1 pseudogene is annotated in these 477 nt (G+C 64.8%); it reads left to right on the forward strand.

Going from position 1 to position 477, the window contains the following annotated elements:
- Positions 1-403: pseudogene (locus CVH10_RS17320) on the forward strand (transposase); the annotation flags it as partial.
- Positions 404-477 lie beyond the last annotated feature (74 nt).

The following is a 477-nucleotide window of genomic DNA, read 5'->3' on the forward strand; positions in this document are numbered from 1 at the left end:
GAGGCCGGTGATCTGCGGCGCTTCAACCATCATCGTCAGTTCCTGAAGTTCTGCGGTCTCGATCTCGCAACGTGTCAGTCAGGCACGTTCCGTGGCCGCACGAAGCTGTCCAAGTACGGCAATGCGCGCCTGCGCCGGACCTTCTGGATGGCTGCCCAGGTCGCCGCGCGTCAGCGCGACAACAGCTTCCGCGACAAGCTCGGACGATATGTCGCCGGGCACGCGGACGATGCCGACCGTCGCCGCAAGGCGATGACGGCGCTCACCGCCAAGATGGCGCGCGTGGCTCACGCCGTCATCAAGACGGGGACAGAGTACCGGCCGTTCCTCGAACGGTCGGATGCCAGGTGGAAGGACCCCTCTCTGCAAGTGCCGTGAGGGCGCTCGTCGAGCGACCCTGTAGATAATGTTCGGGCCTTCCACCTGGGTGCGTATCTCGTTTTAAGGATGGTGAGGACCACGGCCGCCTCGGCGCTG

It is taken from the genome of Halomonas sp. ND22Bw (genome assembly GCF_003011945.1).
Taxonomy (GTDB): domain Bacteria; phylum Pseudomonadota; class Gammaproteobacteria; order Pseudomonadales; family Halomonadaceae; genus Halomonas; species Halomonas halophila.